Genomic DNA, 15,037 nt, shown 5'->3' with positions numbered 1-15,037 from the left:
CTTTTCAGGTAACTCTTCATGGCTAATTTTTTCATCAACAGGCCGATCTTCGCCTGGGTGATCGCGATCGTGATCATGCTGGCCGGCGGGCTTTCGATTCTCAAGCTGCCGATCAACCAGTACCCGAACATCGCCGCGCCGGCGGTCAACATCACCGTCACCTATCCCGGTGCATCGGCGCAAACCGTGCAGGACACCGTGGTTCAGGTGATCGAGCAACAGCTCAACAACCTCGACGGCCTGCGCTACATGTCGTCGGAGAGCAACAGCGACGGCAGCACCAACATCACGGTGACCTTCGACCAGGGCACCAACCCCGACATCGCCCAGGTACAGGTGCAGAACAAGCTGCAACTGGCCACGCCCTTGCTGCCCGAAGAGGTGCAGAAACAAGGCCTGCGTGTGGCCAAGTACCAGATCAACTTCATGCTGATCGTGGGCCTGTATTCCGAAGACGGCTCGATGGACGACTTCGACATCGGCAACTACATCGCCTCCAACATGAAAGACCCGATCACCCGGACTCACGGTGTCGGCGACTTCCTGCTGCTGGGCGCTCAGTACGCCATGCGCATCTGGGTCGATCCGGCGAAGCTGGAAAGCTATCAACTGACCCCGCAGGACGTGATCAATGCCGTGCAGTCGGAAAACGTGCAGGTCTCGTCCGGTTCGCTAGGCGGCTTGCCGACCCGCAAACAGGTGCAGCTCAACGCCACGGTACTGGGCAGCTCGCGGATGAAGACCGCCGAGGAGTTCAACGAGATTCTGGTCAAGGTCAATCCCGATGGCTCGCAAGTGCGCGTCAAGGACGTGGCCAGCGTGGGCCTGGGCGCAGAGAACTTCTCGATCTCAGGCACCTACAACGGCAAGCCTGCGGCGGCGATTGCCCTGCGTCTGGCCACCGGCGCCAACCTGCTGGACACGGTCAAGGCGGTGCGCCAGACCGTGGCCGAGCTTGAACCGTATTTTCCCAAAGGCCTGAAAGTGGTGTTCCCCTACGACACCTCGCCGGTGGTGGGCGCCTCGATTCATGAAGTGGTCAAGACCCTGTTCGAAGGCATCCTGCTGGTGTTCCTGGTCATGTACCTGTTCATGCAGAACATCCGCGCCACGCTGATCCCGACCCTGGCGGTGCCGGTGGTGCTGCTCGGTACGTTCGGCATCCTGGCGGCGTTCGGCTTCACCATCAACACCCTGACCATGTTCGGCATGGTGTTGGCTATCGGCCTGTTGGTGGACGACGCCATCGTCGTGGTGGAAAACGTCGAGCGGGTCATGGTCGAGGACGGCTCTTCGCCCAAGGAGGCCACGCGCAAATCCATGGGCCAGATCCAGGGCGCGCTGGTCGGCATCGCGATGGTGCTGTCGGCGGTGTTCGTGCCCATGGCGTTCTTCGGTGGCGCCACGGGGATCATCTATCGCCAGTTTTCCGTGACCATCGTCTCGGCCATGGCGCTGTCGGTGCTGGTGGCGCTGATCTTCACCCCGGCGCTCTGTGCAACGCTGCTCAAACCGATCAGCCACGATCATCACGAGAAGAAGGGCTTCTTCGGCTGGTTCAACCGCACCTTCGATCGCGGCGCCGACCAATACAAAGTGGGGGTGGCGACCATTGCCCGGCGCAAGGGGCTGTTCCTGCTGTTGTATCTGGCAATCGTCGCGGCAATGGCCTTGCTGTTTCCCAGGATCCCCACGGCTTTTCTGCCCGATGAAGACCAGGGCACGATGATCGTTCAGGTGCAGATGCCGCCCAACACCTCGGCCCAGCGCACTCAGGTCGTGCTCGATAATGTGCGTGATTACGTGCTCAAGCAGGAGGAGGGGATCGTCGAGTCGGCGTACACCGTCAACGGCTTCAACTTCGCCGGACGCGGGCAGAACTCGGGGATGTTGTTCATCGGCCTCAAACCCTGGGAGGAGCGTAGCGGCGAGGCCGAGACGTCGGTCTTTGCCCTGTCCCAGCGGATTCAGGCCCACGCCAACCAGATCAAGGACGGCACGGCGATCGCCATCGTCCCCCCGGCGATTCTGGAAATGGGCAACGCCAGCGGTTTCGACCTGTACCTGCAGGACAACGTCGGCATGGGCCACGAGAAGCTGATGCAGGCCCGCGACCAGTTTCTGCAGCTGGCGGCTCAGGACTCGACCCTGACCCGTGTGCGCCCCAACGGCCTGAATGACGAGCCGCAGTACCAGATCACCATCGACAAGGAAAAGGCCCGCGCGCTGCAGGTCAGCATCAGCGACATCAACAACACCATGAGCACGGCGTGGGGTTCGTCCTACGTCAACGACTTCATCGACCGCGGGCGGGTGAAAAAGGTGTACGTGCAAGGCGAGGTGAGTGGCCGGATCGCCCCCGAAGACTTCGATAAATGGTACGTGCGCAACGCCCGTGGCGAGATGGTCAAGTTCTCGGCATTTGCCTCCGGCCACTGGACATTCGGCTCGCCCAAGCTTGAGCGCTACAACGGCGTGCCTGGGGTGGAAATCATGGGTGAGCCGGCGCCCGGTTACAGCTCCGGCGACGCCATGGCCGCTGTGGACCGCATTGCCAGCCAGCTGCCTGACGGGGTAGGGATTCGTTTTACCGGGATTTCCTATGAAGAGCGCATGTCCGGTTCGCAAGCCCCGGCCCTGTACGCGATTTCCATTCTGATCGTGTTCCTGTGCCTGGCAGCCTTGTATGAGAGCTGGTCGGTGCCGGTCTCGGTGATCATGGTGGTGCCCTTGGGTGTGATCGGTGCGGTGGTCGCGACGTTGCTGCGCGGGCTGTCCAATGACGTGTTCTTCCAGGTCGGCCTGCTGACCACGGTGGGGCTGTCGGCGAAGAACGCGATCCTCATCGTCGAGTTCGCCAAGGCATTGCATGAAGAGCAGGGCAAGCCGTTGCTGGAAGCAGCAGTCGAAGCGGCGCGCCTGCGTCTGCGACCGATCGTCATGACGTCGCTGGCGTTCATGCTCGGCGTGTTGCCATTGGCGATTTCCAACGGCGCCGGCTCCGGCAGTCAGCACTCCATCGGCACCGGCGTGATCGGCGGCATGGTCACGGCGACCTTCCTGGCAGTGTTCTTCGTACCGATGTTCTTCGTCGTGATCTGCAACCTGTTCGGCAAGAAAAACCCGAGCCTTGGCAAGTCCCATGCACAACTGTCCGGAGAGCAGCGATGAGCGCTATTCAATTGCGCGCCGCCGTGGTGGTGGCGCTGATGGGGGTCAGCGGCTGTTCGCTGATCCCCGACTACCAACGTCCCGAGGCGCCGGTCGAGCAGACCTGGGTGATGCCGGCCGCCGCGCAAGCCAATGCCCCGCGTGTGGCCTGGCAGCAGTTTTTCCGGAACGATGTGCTGCGCGAACTCATCAGCCAGTCGCTGCTGAACAACCGCGACCTGCGTGTCGCGGCCCTGAACATCGAGAAGGCCCAGGCGCAGTACCGGATTTCCCGGGCTGACCTGCTGCCTTCGATCAACGCCTCGGGTTCGGGCGCCAGCCAGCGCGTGCCCAGTGATCTGAGCACCACGGGCGATAATCAGGTCACCCATCAGTACAGCGCAGGCGTGGGTTTCACTGCGTATGAACTGGATTTTTTCGGTCGCGTTCGCAGCCTCAATCAACAGGCGCTGGAAAGCTACTTCGCGACGGTCCAGGCCCAGCGCAGCGTCAAGGTGGCGTTGATTGCCGAGGTCGCCAGCGCCCACTTCCAGCTGCAGGCGGATCAACAATTGCTGGCCATTGCCCGGCAGACCCTGGCCAGCCAGCACGACAGCTACGCGCTGGTGAAAAGCAGCTACGACCAGCAAGTGGCGACCGAGCTGGACCTGAGCCAGGCCGAGAGCACGGTGCACACTGCCGAAGCGGCGCAGGCGCAATACGAGCGGCAGGTGGCGCAGGACAAGAACGCGTTGGTACTGCTGGTGGGCAAACCGTTGGCACCGCCAATGTTCGCGGCGACCGGCCTCGATGCGCCGGCCGTCGACGAGCAGCTGCCGGTGGGCTTGCCCTCGGACTTGCTGATGTATCGCCCCGATATCCTTGAGGCCGAGCATCAGCTCAAGGCCGCCAACGCCAACATTGGTGCGGCGCGGGCAGCGTTCTTTCCGAGCATCACGCTGACCGCCTCTGCTGGGGCCGCCAGCGCGGACCTGGGCCAATTGTTCTCGGGCGGGCAGGGCACGTGGAGCTTCGTGCCGTCGATCAACATCCCGATCTTCAACGCCGGGCGCAATCAGGCCAATCTCGATGTCGCCAGGGTGCAATCGTCCATTGAAGTGGCCAACTACCAGAAGGCCATTCAGGTCGCATTCCGCGAAGTCTCCGATGGCCTGGATGCACGGGATTCACTGACCACCCAGGTGGTCGCTGAAACCCGCCTGGAGCAGGCCAACCGGCGCAATTACCTGTTGGCAGACAGCCGCTATCGCGAAGGGGTAGACACCTACCTCAACGCCCTCGACGCCCAGCGCAGCCTGTTCAGCGCGCAGCAAAGTCTGGTCAACACCAAACTGGCCCGGATCAACAACCTGGTGACGCTTTACAAGGCGCTAGGCGGCGGGGAGAACGCGGACACCACGCTCTAAGCATCTTTATCCCCCATCAATCCCCTGCTGATGTTTCCTCCCTTGGGCCCATGAAATCCGTTCTCATGGGCTCTTTTTTTTCGGGTTCATTGCCCACAGGGGCAGTGTCTCGGTCACTTCACCGGCCGCCCAGGCTTGCAGATAGGTGATGGAAAAGTTGACGGCTTCTTCGCACCTGGCGCCGACGCACCCCAGGCTGCACAGGGTCATGCGCACACAGGTGTCGATGTAGCGCTCAGGCAGCTCGATGCCCTGGCGCAGCGTCTGGATACCGTGGGCCGAAGCACCCATGAGAAAGTCGGTGGCCGCGTCGATTCTGTCGAAGACGAAATCGCCTTGCGCCTTGCCGCTTTCAAGGTCCCTGGACATGTATTCGGAGACCAGCGAAGTGTGTTGCCAGGCATCTACGCGGGTGACGAAACCCGCCCACTGCGGGTCCAGCCGCGCACGAACCAGAAACAGCCTGAAGGCCACCGCCACTCGATGGCGCGGATCGGTCAAGACGTCATAGACCGGCAGGATGTCCGTGGTCATCTGGTTGTTGAGCTCCTGGCCGATCGCGACCAGCACCTCATCCAGCGAATTGAAGTAGTTGTAGAAGGTGCCCCTGGAGACCTCGGCCTCTCGGATGACATCGTCGATGATGGGGGCCGATACGCCGGCGGCTGCGAAAACCCGCATGGCGGCATCTAGCAATTTGCCGCGCATGACCTGGCGCTTTTTCAGGGCCACTTTGGAGCGGTGGTCGGTGTAGCGGGAGGCGGGGTCGGTCTGGGTCACACTGAAATCTCTGTCATTGACACGGTGTCAGGCTGACAATTTAGCGAGTTTTTTTAACAATGACAAATTTGTCTAAATACTGCTTGCACCTCTCATGAGCTTGTCCTACATTGAACTCAATTGTCGGAATGACAATATCGTCATAAAAATAAATAGGAGACGAAACCATGTTCAGCCCCCGCATCCCCGCGTCACGACCTTTCGCCACATCCCCGAGCGCTCGCTCGAACTGGCATGCCCGCGTATTCAAGCTGCATCGCCGCTGATTCTCCTCCCGACATGACCTGCGTCCGTGGTGCCAGCCGGCCCTGACGGACCCTGATTCTCTGGATTGCGCAACGATTCCAGCATTGCCCTCATGGCGCGCTGGCGTCATCGCGTACCCGGAATTTTTAAATGACAATTTAGTTCATTATGAAAATCGAGGTAGGTATGAGCACAGATCTGCATGTGAAGAACGTCAGCGCTTTCGCCGAGTTCGTGCCCCAGCCCTCCGTGGCGGAGCTGATCGAACGAGCCCGCGCACTGCAACCATTGTTGAGCAAAAACACGGTCGCCAATGAAAAGAATCGTCGGACCTGCGATGAGAATATCAAAGCCATTCGTGAAGCCGGCCTGTTCCGCTTGATGGTGCCCAAGCGTTTTGGCGGCCATGAAGGCTCGCTGCGTGCGCATCTGGAAGTCTCGGCGGCGTTGGCTGAAGCCTGCGGGGGCACGGCGTGGGTGGTTGCGTTGACCAACGTTTGCGCCTGGTTCACCGGGCTGTTTTCCGAGCAGGCGCAAAACGAGGTGTTCGGCGCCAATCCGGACGCCCGCGTGGCGGGCGTATTCAACGCATCCCCCAATACCCGCCGGGTCGAAGGGGGGCTGGTGGTCAGTGGCAAATGGTATTCGTCTTCGGGCAGCCTGCACGCTGATTGGGCGGTGGTGGGCGCTGAAGAGCGTGACACCAATGGCGCGCTGATCGGGCAATATCTGGCGCTGATGCCGAAGTCCGAATACACCATTGAAGACACCTGGTTCACCGCCGGTATGCGTGCTTCAGGCAGCAATTGTGTGGTCGCCAACGAAGTCTTCGTGCCCGATCATCGTCTGCTGAACATGGCCGGCGCCATCGAGGGCGAGTACGCCACCGAATACAAGGATGAGGCGGCCTATCGCGGGCTGTTCGTGCCGTTCGCGGCTCTGATTCTCAATGGCCCGCAGCTAGGGCTTGGGCGTGCCGCATTGAAGTACGTCATCGACAACGCGCCTCGTCGTGCAATCGCTTATACGTCCTTTGAAAAACAGACCGATTCGGTGGTGTTCCAGACCCAGATCGCCGAAGCCGCGTTGAAGATCGACACGGCTCACCTGCGTGCCTTCCGCGCGGCCGACGAGATGGACGAAGCGGCGCGTAACGGCGTCAAGCTCGATGCACTGACACGCGCCCGCATTCGCGCGGATGTCGGGTTCAACAACACTCAGATCACCGACGCCATCAACATCCTGCTGTCGGCCCATGGCGCTGGCAGCTTCTCGGAAACCAGCCCCATGCAGCGCTGGTGGCGCGACTCCAACACAGCCGCGCGCCATGCCGTGGCGCTGCCTGCAGTGGGCAACGAGCTGTACGGCAAGGCGCTGCTGGGCGTTGAAAACACCGTCACGCCGCTGGTGTAACTGCGATCACTTAACGAGGATTGTCCAATGGACGCCAAACTCCTGCGCTCAGTGATGGGCCAGTTCGCCACGGGTGTGACGGTGGTGACTTTTTCCGCCGACGGCCAGCCAGCCGGCATGACGGCCAACGCATTCATGTCGGTCTCGCTGGACCCGCCACTGATTCTGGTCTCGATCCGTAACGCTTCCAGCTTCAACCAATTCGTGGGCGAAGGCGTGCGCTACGGGGTCAACTTTCTGGCCGAGAGCCAGCGCTGGCTCAGCGGCCATTTCGGCGGACGCCCGGAGCAGGGCGCCGACCTGCCGTTCATGTACCACGAAGACACGCCGCTGCTGGATGGCAGCCTGGTGCAGCTGGTTGCCCGCACCGTCGATGTGCATCCGGCAGGCGACCACCTGCTGTACATCGGGGAGATCGAGCACGTGCGCATTGGCGCCCAGCGCAAGCCGTTGCTGTTCTTCAGCGGCCGTTACCACCAGATGCATGCCCGATCCCCGGGGATTGAATGGAGCGGCTGCATCGACGGCTGGTAGCCGCCGTCGCCGGAAACACAGCCAAACGCACCCACGAGTGATACGCGCAGACACGCCCGCCAAAGGCGTGTCCGAGTTCACTCATGCCTGACAAATGTAAACCGAGTGTTTTGCCATGACCGCCACTCTCCACCCTACGTCCCACGATACGTCGGCCAAAGCCGACAGCGATATCGACAAACAGGAAACCCAGGACTGGCTTGAAGCGCTGGAAGCCGTTGTCCGCCATGACGGTCACCTACGGGTCGAGTACCTGCTGCGTCGCCTTGAAGAACACGCCAGCCATCTGGGCGTGCGCCGCAACGTGCACCCTTATTCGCAGTACCAGAACACCATTGCGCTGGAGAAACAGCCTGCATTCCCGGGTGATCTGGCCATGGAAGAGCGGCTGACATCGATCATCCGCTGGAACGCCCTGGCGATGGTCGCCCGGGCCAACAAGGCTTATGGCGAGCTGGGTGGACACATCTCCAGCTACGCGTCAGCCGCAGAAATCTTCGAGGTGGGCTTCAACCATTTTTTCCGCGCGGACAACGAGCAGTCCAAGGGCGACTTGGTGTATTTCCAGCCACATTCGGCCCCTGGGGTCTATGCCCGTGCTTACCTTGAAGGGCATCTGGACGAGGCGCAGCTGGCGCGTTATCGGCAGGAAGTCGATGGCGGCGGTCTGTGCTCCTACCCGCATCCGTGGCTTATGCCGGACTTCTGGCAATTCCCGACCGGTTCCATGGGCATTGGCCCGATCAGCGCGATCTACCAGGCACGCTTTCTGCGTTATCTGGAACACCGGGGCATCTCCGACACTTCAAACCGTCACGTGTGGGGCGTGTTCGGCGATGGCGAAATGGATGAGCCTGAGTCCATCGCGGCGCTGTCGCTGGCGGCGCGGGAGAACCTCGACAACCTGACCTTCATCGTCAACTGCAATTTGCAGCGTCTTGACGGTCCAGTACGCGGTAACGGGCAGATTATCCAGGAGCTGGAAGCGCTGTTCAGTGGCGCCGGCTGGAACGTGATCAAAGTGGTCTGGGGTTCGGATTGGGACGCCTTGTTCGCCCGCGATCACAACCATGTGCTGTTGCGTCGCTTTGCCTACACCGTCGACGGTCAGTACCAGACGCTGGGTGCCAACGATGGCGCCTATAACCTGGAACACTTCTTCGATCAGGACCCCGAGCTGCAGGCGCTGGTCTCGCACATGACGCCTCAGGAGATCGACGGCCTGCGTCGCGGTGGCCATGATTTGCGCAAACTCTACGCCGCCTTTGCCGCCGCCCGGCAGCACAACGGCCAGCCCACTGTGATCCTGGCCAAGACCAAAAAGGGTTATGGCATGGGCCTGGCGGGTGAGTCGCGCAACACCACGCACTTGCAGAAGAAGCTGGATGTCGACGCATTGAAGACCTTCCGTGATCGTTTCGCGATCCCGCTGGATGACGCCGCGCTTGCGGACATGCAGTTCTACAAACCGGCGGCCGACAGTGCCGAGATGCGCTACCTGCATGAGCGCCGCGCGGCATTGGGCGGTTATCTGCCGCGCCGTCAGACCCGCGCCGACTCACTGGCCGTGCCTGCGCTGGACAGCTACGCATCGTTCGCGCTGGCGCCCGATGATCGCGAAACGTCGACGACCACGGCTGTGGTGCGGCTGTTCACCAACCTGCTCAAGGATAAGGAACTGGGGCCGCGCATCGTGCCGATTGTGGCGGACGAAGCCCGGACTTTCGGCATGGCCAACCTGTTTCGGCAGATCGGGATTTATTCACCCGTGGGCCAGCTGTACGAGCCGGAAGACGCGGGCGCGATGCTCTATTACAAGGAGTCCCGCGACGGCCAACTGCTGGAAGAGGGCATCACCGAGGCCGGGGCCATTTCATCCTGGGTCGCGGCGGCCACGTCTTACAGTGTCAACGGCGTCGCCATGCTGCCGTTCTACATCTATTACTCGATGTTCGGTTTCCAGCGTGTCGGCGACCTGATCTGGGCCGCCGCTGACCAACGCGCCCGAGGTTTTTTGATCGGCGCCACGGCCGGACGCACGACTCTGGCAGGAGAAGGTCTGCAACACCAGGACGGCACCAGCCAGTTGATCGCCTCCACGGTTCCCAACTGCCGCGCCTACGACCCGGCATTCGCCAGCGAAGTGGCGGTGATCATCGATCATGGCAGTCGGCGGATGCTCGAAGCGCAGCACGACGAGTTCTATTACCTGACCGTGACTAATGAAAACTACGTTCAGGCGCCGCTGGACGCTGCGGATCACGAGGCCGTGATCAAGGGCATGCGCAAGTTCGGCAGCCGAGGTGAGGAGGGCGTTCCCCCTGCTGTACGCCTGCTGGGGTCCGGCTCGATTCTTCGTGAAGTCATCGCCGCCGCCGAGCTGCTGGCCGAGGACTGGGGCGTGGCCAGTGAAATCTGGAGCGTGACCAGCTTCTCGGAGCTGGCCCGCGATGCACGCGAGGTGCAGCGCACGGCGTTGTTCGGCGATGCCAGCCCGACGCCGAGCTATGTGCAGCAGTGCCTGAGCGGCGATTGCCCGATCGTCGCCGCCACCGATTACGTGCGCAGCTACGCCGACCTGATCGCACCTTACCTCAGTGCCCCTTACACCGCGCTCGGCACCGATGGTTTCGGCCGCAGCGACACCCGTTCTGCATTACGCCGCTTCTTCGAAATGGACCGCCAGCACATTGCCGTGGCGGCACTGGCTGCCATCGACCCGCAAAAGGCTGCGCAAGCCCGCGAACGTTACGCCATCGACGTCGCCCTCGACGCCCCATGGAATCGCTGATCCGAGACCCAGGAGACTGAACCATGCAACCACTCAAGGTGCCCGACATCGGCGACTTCCAGGATCTGCCGGTCATCGAGATATTCATCAAGGCGGGCGACAGCGTGGCCATCGAGCAATCGCTGATCACGCTGGAGTCTGACAAAGCGGTAATGGATGTTCCCAGCACCGTCGAATGCACGATTCGCGAGGTGCTGATCAAGCCCGGCGATCTGGTTTCCAAAGGCAGCCTGATCGCCCATGTGGAGTACGCCCAGGCCGCCCGTGATACCGCAGCGGTCTCTGCTCCTGCGGCTGAGGTCGCGGGCGCTTCAGTCACGGTGGCCACGGCCCCGGTCCAGGCCACTGCGGTTTCCCGAGCGCAGGTCATTGCTGAGCCTACAGTTGCTCCAGCCAATCACGTCGCGACACCCACACCTGCGTCCACGGCGCTGGCCGGCCCAGCCGTGCGCAAACTGGCGCGCGAACTCGGTGTCGACCTCAGCCAGGTCACGTCCAGCGACCCCCGTGGGCGAATCCAGCGCGAGGATGTAAAGGCCTTCGTCAAGGCGCAGCGCGAACAGGCAGCCGCGGCGGTGGGCAAGGGCCGCGGGCTTGAGGTACTGCCGTGGCCTGAGATCGACTTCAGCAAATTCGGCCCGACCGAGCGTCGCGCGATGTCTCGCATCAAGCGCATGTCTGCGGCGAACCTGCATCGCAATTGGGTCAGCATTCCTCACGTCACCAACCACAGCCAGGCCGACATTACCGATCTTGAAGCGCTGCGCGTGCAGCTCAATCACGAAGCCGGTGAGGGCGAGGCGAAAATCACCCTGCTGGCTTTCCTGATCAAGGCCAGTGTCGCGGCGCTGCAGCGCTTTGCGCAGTTCAACGTCAGCCTGCAGGGCGAGGAGATCGTGCACAAGCAGTACTTGCACATCGGTTTTGCCGCTGACACGCCCAATGGGCTGGTGGTCCCGGTGATTCGCGACGCTGATCGCAAGGGCATCGCGGCCATCGCTGCTGAAATGCGCGAGCTGTCGCAACTGGCGCGCAGCGGCAAGCTGAGTGCCGAACAGATGCGTGGTGGCTGCTTCACGGTTTCGTCATTGGGCGGCATTGGTGGCGGGCATTTCACCCCGATCATCAACGCGCCCGAAGTGGCGATTCTGGGTGTCGGCAAGGCCGCCATCGAACCGTCTTGGGATGGCTCGGCGTTTCAGCCGCGCCTGCAATTGCCGCTCTCGCTGTCGTGGGATCACCGGGCCGTGGACGGCGCCGAGGCGGGCCGTTTTCTCGCGTATCTGGTGTCGCTGTTGGCGGACTTCCGCCGTGTGTCGATCTGACTCGCCGAACAATAACAATGGAGAACGAACATGACCGCTCTGCAATCCACCCAGCCCGAAGCGTCGACCCAACCCATCGTGCCGTTCAAGATGGCGCACCTGGTCTATCAATGCGCTGATCGCCAAGCCATGGTCGACTGGTACCGCAAGGTGTTCCAGGCCCGCCTGGTTTTCGAGGACGAGGTACTGGCGTTCATCAGCTTCGACGAAGAACACCACCGCCTGGCGTTTTTCAACATGCCGCAGTTGGAGAAAAAGCCCGAGAACAGGGTCGGCGTGCACCACGTCGCCTACAGCTACCAGACCCTCTCGCAGATCCTCGCCACCTACGAGCGCCTCAAAGGTCTCGACATCCTGCCGTCGTGGACGATCAACCACGGGCCGACGACGTCGCTGTACTACCGCGACCCGGAAGGCAACGACATCGAGTTGCAGGTCGACAACTTCACCGACCCAGCCGACGCGGCTGCAGTCTTCAAATCCGACATTTTCAAACAGAACCCGATCGGCGTGGAGTTCGACGCCGACGCGATGCTCGCCCAATGGCATGCCGGCGCCAGCGATGCCGAACTGTGCGTGCTCGGCACGTGCGCGACTGGCAAATCCCTCGGCCCTCAATACAGGTAAACAGCATGAAACTCTGCACATTCAAAAGCGGCGCGAGCGCTCCCGCCGTTGGCCTGGTCATCGCCGGGCAGGTGGTCGCGATCCGCGATCATTTCGCGGATGCGCCAGCCACCATGATCGATCTCATCGCCGAGTGGGACTTCTGGCAAAAACCGCTGGCGGAGCTGGCAGCCAGCGATGTTTCGGGCATGCCGATCAGCGAGGTCACGTTATTGGCCCCCGTGCCGCGCCCCGGCAAGATCCTCGGTATCGGGCTCAACTACGCCGATCATGTGGAAGAGTCCGACATGGACATGCCGGCCGATCAGCTGTGGTTCGCGATGATGAGCACCGCAGCAAACGGCCCTTACGCGCCGATCGACTTACCCAAGGTGTCCCAGGCCCTCGATTACGAAGCCGAAATGGTGTTCATCGTCGGCAAGCGTGGGCGCCATCTATCCCCGGATACCGCGCGGGAGGCGATCTTTGGTTACTGCGTCGGCAACGACGTTAGCGTACGCGACTGGCAACTACGGACCTCGCAGTTCGTGCTGGGCAAATCGTTCGACACCCATGCGCCATTCGGGCCGTGGATCGTCACCGCGGACGAGATTACTGATCCGCACGCGCTGGGTATTCGCTGCTTCGTCAACGACGAGAAACGCCAGGATTCCAACACCGATCAGCTGATTTTCAACTGCTACCAGCAGATCGAGCACCTGTCCAAGGTCATGACTCTTGAGCCGGGCGACGTGATTTTTACCGGCACGCCTGGCGGTATCGGCGCGGCGTTCAAACCGCCGCGCTGGTTGCGTGAAGGTGACCGGGTGCGCGTCGAAATCGATGGCCTCGGCAGCCTGGGAAACCCGGTGCGCGCCGAACCCTGATGCCTGATACAGAGGCCGCTCCAAGTTAAGCGGCGGCCTCTTCACATTTCATTCCTGAGACGATTTTATGACTGAGCACGCCATCGTGAACACCATCATCGAACTCGAAGCCGCGCGCTGCCGTGCGTTGGTGAACAACGATATTGCTGCACTGCGCGACCTGGTGGATGAGCAACTGGTGCACATCCACGCAACGGGGCAGGTGGATGACAAGCATAAATATCTGAGTCTGGTCGAGACAGCGATCAAGTTCCTCAGCGCTGAGCGCAAGAGCCTGGATGTTCAGGTTCAAGGCGACGTTGCCGTGGCCACGGGGCGATTGCTGCAGCAGATCGAGTTCCGCAGCACGGGCGAGCGCCGGCAAATGGATGTCATCACCACCCAAGTCTGGTTTTGCCGCAATGGCGCCTGGCGGCAGGTGAGCTTCCAGGCCACCGATCGGTAACACGCGTTTCCCAACCCACCGGCACAGGTGGGTTTCTGACAATAAGAACAAGAGACAGAACATGAAGAACGTCAAAGTGAAAGCACTTGGCGCGGTTTTGGCCGCCCTCGCGATCGTGAACTGCTATGCGGACGAAGATGACAAGCCCGGCGAAGGAACCTTGTTTCGCAGTGTTTTTGGTGAAGGACTGGAACGCGATTACGGCATCACCGTTTCCAATCTTCTGGACATCGGCTACGCGAGAAACAACCGCTCGACCTCTGATGAACGCCAACATGGCCTGAGCAATTTGCCCCTCACGGGCATGTCGGATGAGGGGCTTGAGCTCGGTAGTCTCCACCTGTTTGTCGACCGGCAACTCAAGGGCACGTTCATTCCACGCATTACGCCATTGCCAGGCCCAAAACCTGAAGAGGCCTCGTTCGGTTTCACCCTGGAACTCAACTACGGTCGCAATGCCCAGTTCGCGCGCACCTACGGCTGGGACCAGACGCTGCACATGAATGAGCAGGACAACCCGCGCGCGCAACATGACAAGGACTATTTCCTGGCTGTCCCCAACGGCGCGGCCACGCTCTACCTGCCTTATGGCCCCGGCATCAGTTTCATGGCGGGGGTGTTCGGTCTCGCCATGGGCTATGAAATCCCGCCTAACGTGCGGTTTGCCCGCAATCCTTTCGCCAGCAAAACCTACGCCTTCGTCAGCGAGCCCAGTACCGGCGCCGGCGTGTTGGCCAGCAGCCGCGTGTACAACGGCAGCGCAGGGATTCTGGGTGTGGAGTTGGGCGTGATTCAAGGCTGGAACAACCTGCGCGACAACAACCACGACAAGTCGCTCACAGGGGCTCTGCGCTGGCGCTCGCCGGACATGAACGCCTGGATCGATTACGAGTTCATCGTCGGCAATGAGCAAAACGACAGTTTCAGCGATGTGCAGGGGCCGCCGTCGCGGATCGTGGCGTCGTCGGGGCAACTCAAGCAGCAGCATTCCTTGAATGGTTGGCATCAGTTCGACGCACGCTGGTCGATGGGGGCGGAGCTTGTTTATGGTCATCAGGCAGGTGATGGCAAGGCGTCGACCGTGGACATCCTCACCGGGCCCGGTTTTGACGGCGCCCATTGGTGGGGTGCCAATGCGGTGCTGACCTACCAGATGCGCAAAGACCTTTCGTGGTCGCTGCGTGGCGAGCACTTCAGCGATCCTGACGGCTTCATCCTGTTCCCGACAACGACGGGCCGTGGCGACTTCAATGCCGTGACCACCGGCGTTCGTTATGAGGTGAACAAGCACCTGTCGTTGCGTCCGGAGCTGCGTTATGACTGGTTCCAGGGCCATGATCACGACAGCCCTTACGGCAACGGTCGTGATCGCACGCAAATGACTGCGCTGGTGGAGGCGCTCTATTACTTCTGAGTCAATCACTGGGTCATCG

At 61.4% G+C, this 15,037-nt stretch carries 11 protein-coding genes; 10 read left to right on the top strand and 1 reads right to left on the bottom strand.

Annotated elements, in window-relative coordinates; all coding sequences use genetic code 11:
* The first annotated feature begins 18 nt into the window (after positions 1-18).
* Together AC07V9_RS04310 and AC07V9_RS04305 are read left to right on the top strand one after the other, a co-directional pair.
* On the top strand, positions 19-3,171 hold the full coding sequence (locus AC07V9_RS04310) for an efflux RND transporter permease subunit (protein WP_495014455.1): 3,153 nt from the start codon (positions 19-21) through the stop codon (positions 3,169-3,171).
* Positions 3,168-4,577 carry an efflux transporter outer membrane subunit gene (locus AC07V9_RS04305; RefSeq protein WP_495014454.1) on the top strand — a complete coding sequence of 470 codons (1,410 nt, stop codon included), beginning with the start codon at positions 3,168-3,170 and terminating at the stop codon, positions 4,575-4,577. Before AC07V9_RS04310 ends, AC07V9_RS04305 begins: the two co-directional genes overlap by 4 nt.
* A 63-nt stretch (positions 4,578-4,640) precedes the next feature.
* On the opposite strand, the gene AC07V9_RS04300 is transcribed toward AC07V9_RS04305, so the two are convergent.
* The gene (locus AC07V9_RS04300; RefSeq protein ID WP_495014453.1) at positions 4,641-5,357 is read right to left on the bottom strand and encodes a TetR/AcrR family transcriptional regulator; all 717 of its coding nucleotides are present in this window, start codon (positions 5,355-5,357) and stop codon (positions 4,641-4,643) included.
* A 432-nt stretch (positions 5,358-5,789) separates the two neighbouring features.
* On the opposite strand from AC07V9_RS04300, the gene AC07V9_RS04295 reads away from it, so the two are divergent.
* The 8 genes from AC07V9_RS04295 to AC07V9_RS04260 all read left to right on the top strand — a co-directional run bounded on the left by AC07V9_RS04295 (position 5,790) and on the right by AC07V9_RS04260 (position 15,018).
* Positions 5,790-7,016: an acyl-CoA dehydrogenase family protein gene (locus AC07V9_RS04295; RefSeq protein WP_495014452.1), complete on the top strand. Its 1,227-nt coding sequence runs from the start codon at positions 5,790-5,792 to the stop codon at positions 7,014-7,016.
* A 27-nt stretch (positions 7,017-7,043) separates the two neighbouring features.
* Positions 7,044-7,550 (top strand): flavin reductase family protein, encoded by a 507-nt coding sequence (locus AC07V9_RS04290; protein ID WP_495014451.1) that lies wholly within the window; start codon positions 7,044-7,046, stop codon positions 7,548-7,550.
* A 115-nt stretch (positions 7,551-7,665) separates the two neighbouring features.
* Positions 7,666-10,341: an alpha-ketoglutarate dehydrogenase gene (mdeB, locus tag AC07V9_RS04285; protein ID WP_495014450.1), complete on the top strand. Its 2,676-nt coding sequence runs from the start codon at positions 7,666-7,668 to the stop codon at positions 10,339-10,341.
* 23 nt (positions 10,342-10,364) lie between these two features.
* Complete coding sequence (locus AC07V9_RS04280) at positions 10,365-11,666, top strand: 2-oxo acid dehydrogenase subunit E2 (RefSeq protein WP_495014449.1); 1,302 nt, start codon at positions 10,365-10,367, stop codon at positions 11,664-11,666.
* Positions 11,667-11,696: 30 nt separating this feature from the next.
* Positions 11,697-12,293: a VOC family protein gene (locus AC07V9_RS04275; RefSeq protein ID WP_495014448.1), complete on the top strand. Its 597-nt coding sequence runs from the start codon at positions 11,697-11,699 to the stop codon at positions 12,291-12,293.
* A gap of 5 nt (positions 12,294-12,298) precedes the next feature.
* Positions 12,299-13,159: a fumarylacetoacetate hydrolase family protein gene (locus AC07V9_RS04270; protein WP_495014447.1), complete on the top strand. Its 861-nt coding sequence runs from the start codon at positions 12,299-12,301 to the stop codon at positions 13,157-13,159.
* A gap of 67 nt (positions 13,160-13,226) precedes the next feature.
* A complete protein-coding gene (locus AC07V9_RS04265; RefSeq protein WP_495014446.1) occupies positions 13,227-13,604 on the top strand; it encodes a nuclear transport factor 2 family protein in 378 nt (125 codons plus the stop codon).
* 61 nt (positions 13,605-13,665) lie between these two features.
* Positions 13,666-15,018 carry an outer membrane beta-barrel protein gene (locus AC07V9_RS04260; RefSeq protein ID WP_495014445.1) on the top strand — a complete coding sequence of 451 codons (1,353 nt, stop codon included), beginning with the start codon at positions 13,666-13,668 and terminating at the stop codon, positions 15,016-15,018.
* The last annotated feature ends 19 nt before the right edge of the window (positions 15,019-15,037 follow it).

The organism is Pseudomonas sp. GW821-FHT02A11 (assembly GCF_059421985.1).
Note: the sequence above shows the minus strand (reverse complement) of the source record. Positions and strands in the feature narration are given on the sequence as shown.